Genomic DNA, 3,308 nt, shown 5'->3' with positions numbered 1-3,308 from the left:
GCAGCACGTCGCGCGGTCGCCCGGCGACGCGGCGCAGCTCGGTGCGCACGTCCAGCAGGAGCCTGCGGGCCTCGGCGACCTCGGCGCCGGGCCGGTCGACCAGCTGGGCGGCGGCCAGCGCGTCCAGCACGGTCAGGTCGCGCAGCCCTCCCCTGCCGTGCTTGAGGTCGGGTTCGACGCGGTGCGCGATGTCGCCGCTGCGCGCCCAGCGGCGCTGCGCGGACTCGGCGATCTCGTCCAGCCTGCCGCGCACGCCCGCGCGCCACGCCTGCCGCGCGCCCTCCGCGAGCCGGGCGCTGACCTCGGCGTCGCCCGCGAGGTGCCGCGCGTCCAGCAGGCCCATGGCGGTGCGCAGGTCCGTCGAGGCCACGCGCAGCGCCTCGCCGACCGTGCGGACCGAGTGGTCGAGCCCGATGCCCGAGTTCCACAGCGGGTACCAGAGCTTCTCGGCGACCTCGTCCACGCCTTTCTGCCCGTTGTGGACGAGCAGCAGATCGAGGTCCGAGTAGGGGACCAGCTCGCGGCGGCCGAGGCCGCCCACGGCGACCAGCGCCAGCCCGCCGCCCGCCCCGCCGACGCCCGACGCCGAGGCGTGCGCGGTGAGCCAGAACTCGTGCAGGTCCACCAGCGCCTCGCGCACGGCCTCGCCCGTCAGACGGCGACGACCCGGTGCGAGCAGGCGATCGCGCGCCCGCACCAGGTCGTCAGCCGTGACGACGGCCGTCTCGGTGTGCTCCATCCGGCCGTCTCCAGTCATCGCTACAGGGCGTCCGTGCCGCGCTCCCCGGTCCGGACCCGGATCACGGTGTCGACCGGGGTGACCCAGACCTTCCCGTCGCCGATCTTGCCGGTGCGGGCGGCCTCGACGACCGCGTCCAGGACCTTGTCCACGGCCGCGTCGTCCACCAGCACCTCGATCCGCAGCTTCGGCACGAAGTCCACGGCGTACTCGGCGCCCCGGTAGACCTCGGTGTGGCCCTTCTGCCTGCCGTAGCCCTGGACCTCGCTGACGGTCATGCCCAGGACGCCCAGCTGCTCCAGTGCCGTCTTGACGTCGTCGAGCGTGAACGGCTTGACGATCGCGGTGATCAGCTTCACGACTTGTTGCTCCCCTCAAGGACCGCGGACGCGCCCGCGGCGACGCTGGGCTTGGCGGAGCCGCGCGAGCCGGACAGGCCGCCGAGGTCGTAGGCGGTCTCGGCGTGCTCGGCCTCGTCGATGCCACCGACCTCGTCATCCTGCTCCGCGCGGAAGCCGACGGTCAGCTTGACCAGGTAGCCGAGGGCGAGGCTGAGGACGAAGGAGTAGGCGAAGACGGCGATCGCGCCGACGGCCTGCCGCCAGAGCTGGTCGACGCCGCCGCCGTAGAACAGGCCGTTGACGCCCGCCGGGGCGGCGTCGCTGGCGAAGAAACCGATGAGGATCGTGCCGGAGAGGCCGCCGACCAGGTGCACGCCGACCACGTCGAGCGAGTCGTCGATGCCGAGGCGGTACTTGAGGCTGACCGCCAGCGCGCACAGGGCGCCGGTGATGGCGCCGACCGCGATCGCGCCCAGCGGGGTGACCGACGAGCAGGCCGGGGTGATGGCGACCAGACCGGCGACGACGCCGGACGCGGCGCCCAGGGTGGTGGCGTGGCCGTCGCGGACGCGCTCCACGAGCAGCCAGGCGAGCATGGCGGCGGAGGTGGCGACGGTGGTGTTGATGAAGGTGACGCCCGCGGTGGCGTTGGCGCCCAGCGCGGAGCCCGCGTTGAAGCCGTACCAGCCGAACCAGAGCAGACCGGCGCCGAGCACGACCAGGGGCAGGCTGTGCGGCTTCATGCGGTCCTTGGGCCAGCCGACGCGCTTGCCGAGGACGATCGCCAGCGCCAGCGCCGCGGCGCCCGCGTTGATGTGGACGGCGGTGCCGCCCGCGAAGTCGATGGCGGCGAGCTTGTTGGCGATCCAGCCGCCGGGGTCGACGACGTTGCCGTCGGCGTCCTTGCCGTCGAAGTCGAACACCCAGTGCGCGACCGGGAAGTAGACGACCAGGGCCCACAGGCCCGCGAACAGCAGCCACGGGCCGAAGCGGGCCCGGTCGGCGATCGCGCCGGAGATCAGCGCCACGGTGATGATCGCGAACATCGCCTGGAAGGAGACGAAGACCGTGGTCGGGATGGTGCCGAACAGCGAGTCCGGGGTGAGCAGGCCGCTCAGGCCGAAGAACTCGAACGGCTTGCCCAGCAGGCCACCGCCGAGGTCGGCGCCGAACGCGGTCGAGTAGCCGACCAGCACCCAGAGCACACCGACCACGCCCATGGCGCCCAGGCTCATCATCATCATGTTGAGCACGCTCTTCGAGCGGACCATGCCCCCGTAGAAGAAGGCAAGTCCGGGGGTCATCAGCAGCACCAGTGCGGCACTGGCGAGCACCCAGGCGGTGTCCCCTGTATCCACGTCGACCTCCACAGCAACAGCACGTCGGTTGCAGGGGAGCATCAACAGCGGCTGTTTCGCCCGCCGACGCGGAACGTTTCACCCCGGTGAACTGTCGGATCGGCCTTGTTACGGGCGGGTTTCACGGGGTTGAAGGCAGGAATTCTTCACCCTGCGGTACCGGAATCCGGGGGTTCTTGCGGTGACGGACGGTGCCGGGCGTCGCCCCGACCGGGGGGTCGGATCGTGCGGTCGTGGGACGGGGCGACGGTCGGTCACCGGGGTGGTGATCAGGGGCGGGACGGTTTTCGTCGGGTCGGGGGCTCGGTCATCTTCGGGCGGGGGCCGTGGTCACCGTGCGCGAGAGCGCGGGCGGGTCGACGGCGGGGCAGCTCGCGGGGCGGGCGGGCGCGGTGAGGTGGAGGAGGTGGGCGTCGGTGGTGGACCTGGTGCACGCGGTGCGGTCGTAGACGCCGTGGCCCCAGCCCTCGCAGGTGAGGAGGGCGGTGGAGGCGCGGTTGCGGCGGTGGACGTTGGCGGCCCAGGCGTGCGCGGTGGACGGGTCGTGGCGGGCGTTGAGCAGCAGGACCTTCGGGGAGTTCGACAGGTCGAGGTCGCGCTGCGGGACGACGACGTCGTCGGCGCGGCCGACGCAGGCCGCGAGGACCTGGGTGTTGAGCGGGGAGCCGCCCGTGGTCGGGGCCGCGCGGGCGGCTCGGGCGGTGAGGGCGGCGAACTCCCGGTGGTCGCGGATCGGGACGCTCCAGTCGCGGCAGAACACGGCGGGGAACGGGTGCGGGACGACGTCGGCGGGGGTGGACCGGGTGTGGTCGGGCGCGGGTGGGGCGAGGGTGGCGAGCGGGACCGGGGTGAGCGCGGGCAGGGCAGGCG

The 3,308-nt window shown here is 73.1% G+C and carries 3 protein-coding genes and 1 pseudogene; all 4 read right to left on the bottom strand.

All coding sequences use genetic code 11. The annotated features are described in order from the left end of the window. Window positions 1-757: pseudogene (locus tag ACTUAL_RS32165) on the bottom strand ([protein-PII] uridylyltransferase); the annotation flags it as partial. 2 nt (window positions 758-759) lie between these two features. Then, the gene (locus tag ACTUAL_RS32160; protein WP_096496600.1) at window positions 760-1,098 is read right to left on the bottom strand and encodes a P-II family nitrogen regulator; all 339 of its coding nucleotides are present in this window, start codon (window positions 1,096-1,098) and stop codon (window positions 760-762) included. Further along, window positions 1,095-2,438 (bottom strand): ammonium transporter, encoded by a 1,344-nt coding sequence (locus ACTUAL_RS32155; protein ID WP_440902863.1) that lies wholly within the window; start codon window positions 2,436-2,438, stop codon window positions 1,095-1,097. The genes ACTUAL_RS32160 and ACTUAL_RS32155 overlap by 4 nt, the downstream gene beginning before the upstream one ends. Before the next feature lie 307 nt (window positions 2,439-2,745). Continuing rightward, a partial coding sequence (locus ACTUAL_RS32150) for an alpha/beta hydrolase (protein WP_440902862.1) occupies window positions 2,746-3,308 on the bottom strand: 563 nt, incomplete at its 5' end.

It is taken from the genome of Actinosynnema sp. (assembly GCF_052038725.1).
Note: the sequence above shows the minus strand (reverse complement) of the source record. Positions and strands in the feature narration are given on the sequence as shown.